Genomic DNA, 3575 nt, shown 5'->3' with positions numbered 1-3575 from the left:
CGGATGTCGACGATGGCGCCGGAGGCATCCTCGGCGGCCGGCGCGAATCCTGCTTCCCGCAATGCGGCCAGCACTTCGCCGATCGGCGCCTGCGATATCGCCACCGTCGGCGCCAGCACCCGCAGCTGGACGTCCGCGGGGGCCGGTGCGCTCACCGCCTGGGCCAGCAGAGCGGGGTCTTCGCACCGCACGAACGACGCGGCCATGCCGATCCGCAGTTGCCCGTGCCGGCGCGCGACGTCGTCGATCAGGTACGTGAGCCCCTGCGGGACGGGGGTTTTGGAGTGCTCGGTGAACAAAGCGTGCAACGCGTCGGCGGTCTTGCCGATGTCCAGCGCGTGCCTGATCGATGATTCGCTGACCCGGTAAACCATTGCAGCACCGGCGGACTCGACGGTGGCTACGGTGGCCAGCTGCTCGGCGAGTCCGCGTTCCAGCGGTCCGGGCACCACGACGGTGAGATCGGCCTGCACCAGGAAGTGGTCGATCGGCTTCGGCAGCGCCCGGTTCATCGAGTCGACGACGCCGGCGTCGCCGGCCAGCAGCGCGCGTCCCGGTGTACTGATTGCGCCGCGACCCACCAGCCCCAGCTGGTGTGCTTCGTTCAACAGTTCGGCGACCGGCTCAGGTTGCAGTCGTTTCGCCCACCGCGGACGACGCCACACCAGCGCCGTCGACGCGGTGGTCTGGTCCACCCTGCTGCCGGGCGGCAACCCGGCGAGCATGCTCAGTGTTAGCCGGCGGTCCAGCGGAGCCGCCGTCGAGTACACCGAATCCGACAGCGCGCCGTAAGGTTTGCCGTCCGGCCCGCGGGTGCCGATCAACGACGGGCGGGCCGGCAGATCGAGCCAGGTATTGGCCAGCAGAAGCCAGCGGTCACCCGTGGATGTCTCGGCGAACCGGTCGGCGGCGACCGTCGGCGCCCAATACGGTCCGTCGCCGTCGGGTGGCGGTGGATCGGGCTTACCGCCGGCGATCAGACCGGCCGCCGCGGCGAGTTCGAGGATCAGTCCCAGCCGTTCGTCGTCGATGCCGGTGAGCTTGGCCAACCGTTTGACTTCGCGTACACCGAGGCCGCCGCTGCGCAGTTCGGCGACGGGGGCGGTGCTGAACGTGTCGAGCAGCACGTCGAGTTCGCGCAGCAGGTCGATGACGGCGCCGGCCGCCGCGGCGTCGACGTCGGCCGGGGTGGTGGTCGAGATGACCGGGTCGGGCGGTATGAGCTTTGCCGGGCCAAACCGCTCGCCCCGCAGTACGTGCCCGACCTGGCGGGGCAAGATCACCGTCTCGGCGTCGATCCGGCGCAGTAGACCAGTCGCCAGCAGGCGCGGCACCGGCCGGTCCGGCGGCGCACCTGGTGCGGCGTCCCGGGTTCGTCCCATCGGCGACCCGTCGACCAGCTTGTCCAACACCTGCGACTCGGGGTCGCCGAGTTCGTCGACCAACTCGGCGATCTGCTCTGCTGTCCGCGATTCGTCCTCCAGGGTCACCTGCCCGGGATGCCAGGGCAGCCCGCTGCCGGCGTCGACGGCAACCCGCACCTGGGCGTCACCCCATACCAGAGCGCGTTCGCGCAGGTCGTCCAGTGCCGCGGCTACCTCGGCCTCCGGTGCCCGCTCGCCGATCACGGTCAGCAGCTTGGCAACCGGAACCCCGGTCGTGTCGGCGTGTAGCACCAACAGCGCATCGATCAGCGCCAGGCGCCGGAAATCCAATTCGTCGCAGGCGGCCTTGATGGATTGCCGGGCCTGAGCGCGGGCGGCCAGCGCGGCCACGCTGCCCGGTGGTGGTTGCGCCAAGTCCGGCCGCAGTTCCAGCAGACGGATCAGCCGCTTGTCGGACAAGTCGGCCAGCCAGGACCCCAGCGCCATACCCGGGGTGTGTTCGGTCATCGCTGACCAGCGTAAAACAGCTGGGCGTACCAACGCCCCAAGCGACCAACACCTCGGTCAACGGCGAGCGCTGGTGGTTGACACTCTCGGCGGCAACGGGAAAGACCTGTCAGAATGGAAAGCGTGGCTGACAACTCGGACAACAAATCGCGGAAAACCAAGTACGTCGACAACGGTTGGCCGACGACGGACCCCGAGGATCATGCGGTAAGCGAACTGGCGAGTGATCGGGTGGGTGCGCTGTCCCCCTTCGGTGATGTCGCTTTCCCGGTGCCTTCCGACGACCTGCCCTACGTGCACCCGGTCACTATCGTCAACCGGTAGGCGGTAACGCGATGTCGGGCGCCGGTGCGCTCTCGCACCTCGACGAGCGCGGAGAGGCGCACATGGTCGACGTGACCGGGAAGCAGCCAACCAGGCGCACTGCCGTCGCGGCCGGCACGTTGCGCACCTGTGCGCAGGTGGTATCGCTGATCTCCGCCGGTGGGCTGCCCAAGGGTGATGCGCTGGCCACCGCCCGGGTGGCGGGCATTCTGGCCGCCAAGCGCACCAGCGACCTCATACCGCTGTGCCACCAGCTGGCGCTGACCGGCGTCGACGTCGACTTCGCCGCGGCAGGATCCGACATCGAAATCACCGCGACCGTGCGCAGCACCGACCGCACCGGGGTGGAGATGGAGGCGCTGACCGCTGTCAGTGTCGCTGCCCTGACGCTCTACGACATGATCAAAGCGGTGGACCCGGCCGCCCGTATCGACGACATCCGGGTCCTGCGCAAAGACGGCGGTCGCGGCGGAACCTGGACGCGGTGATCAGCGCACGCTCCGCCCGCATCGTCATCGCGTCCACTCGGGCCGCAGCCGGTGTCTACGAGGACCGAAGCGGTCCGATCATCGCGGACTGGCTGGCGCAACGTGGGTTCGTATCGGCGCAGCCACAAGTGGTTCCCGACGGTGAGCCGGTCGGTCAGGCGCTGCGCGAGGCGGTCAGCGCCGGCGTCGACGTAGTCATCACCTCCGGTGGGACCGGAATCTCGCCCACGGATCACACCCCGGCTCAGACCGCGGCGGTGCTGGACTACCAGGTGCCGGGTCTGGCCGATGCCATTCGCCGTTCAGGGCTGCCGAAAGTGCCGACCTCGGTGCTGTCGCGCGGAGTGTGCGGCGTGGCCGGCCGGACCCTGGTCGTCAACCTGCCCGGCTCGCCCGGCGGGGTGCGCGACGGGCTTGCGGTGCTCGCCGCCGTGCTGGACCACGCGCTGGACCAACTGGCCGGCAAAGACCACTCGGGTTGATGGCGCCACAGGTCCTGCGCGCCGAGCTGACCGAGCAACCGATCGCGTTGGCCGATCACGAGGCTCTGGTCAGTCACGACGCGGCAGGAGCCGTCGTCGGCTTCGTCGGCGTGATCCGGGACCACGACGGCGGCCGTCAGGTGCTGCGGCTGGAATACTCCGCTCACCCCTCGGCCGGCCAGGTGCTCGCCGATGTGGTCGGCGACGTCGCCGCGCAGTCCTTCGGCGTGCGGGCCGTCGCGGCCAGCCACCGCATCGGCATCCTGCAGATCGGGGAGGCGGCCCTGGTGGCCGTCGTCGCCGCCGACCATCGCCGGGCCGCGTTCGAGACGTGTGCCCGGCTGGTCGACGCGATCAAAGCGCAGTTGCCGGTGTGGAAGCACCAATTC

5 protein-coding genes are annotated in these 3575 nt (G+C 69.7%); 4 read left to right on the top strand and 1 reads right to left on the bottom strand.

The window, feature by feature from the left end; genetic code table 11:
• Positions 1-1892, bottom strand: a 1892-nt coding sequence (locus WA317_RS12010) for a helicase-associated domain-containing protein (protein ID WP_425173242.1), incomplete at its 3' end; no start/stop codon positions are given.
• A 114-nt stretch (positions 1893-2006) separates the two neighbouring features.
• Between WA317_RS12010 and WA317_RS12005 the strand changes: the two genes are divergently transcribed.
• From WA317_RS12005 to WA317_RS11990, 4 genes are all read left to right on the top strand, one after another.
• Positions 2007-2216, top strand: a complete 210-nt coding sequence (locus WA317_RS12005) for a hypothetical protein (RefSeq protein WP_425173241.1) — start codon at positions 2007-2009, stop codon at positions 2214-2216.
• A gap of 11 nt (positions 2217-2227) precedes the next feature.
• Complete coding sequence (gene moaC / locus WA317_RS12000) at positions 2228-2704, top strand: cyclic pyranopterin monophosphate synthase MoaC (RefSeq protein WP_425173240.1); 477 nt, start codon at positions 2228-2230, stop codon at positions 2702-2704.
• The gene (locus WA317_RS11995; RefSeq protein WP_425173243.1) at positions 2704-3186 is read left to right on the top strand and encodes a MogA/MoaB family molybdenum cofactor biosynthesis protein; all 483 of its coding nucleotides are present in this window, start codon (positions 2704-2706) and stop codon (positions 3184-3186) included. The genes moaC and WA317_RS11995 overlap by 1 nt, the downstream gene beginning before the upstream one ends.
• Positions 3186-3575 (top strand): molybdenum cofactor biosynthesis protein MoaE (locus tag WA317_RS11990; RefSeq protein WP_425173239.1); only part of this gene is annotated, 390 nt, incomplete at its 3' end. The genes WA317_RS11995 and WA317_RS11990, both read left to right, overlap by 1 nt.

The sequence above is a fragment of the Mycobacterium sp. genome, assembly GCF_049802695.1.
Lineage (GTDB): Bacteria > Actinomycetota > Actinomycetes > Mycobacteriales > Mycobacteriaceae > Mycobacterium.
Note: the sequence above shows the minus strand (reverse complement) of the source record. Positions and strands in the feature narration are given on the sequence as shown.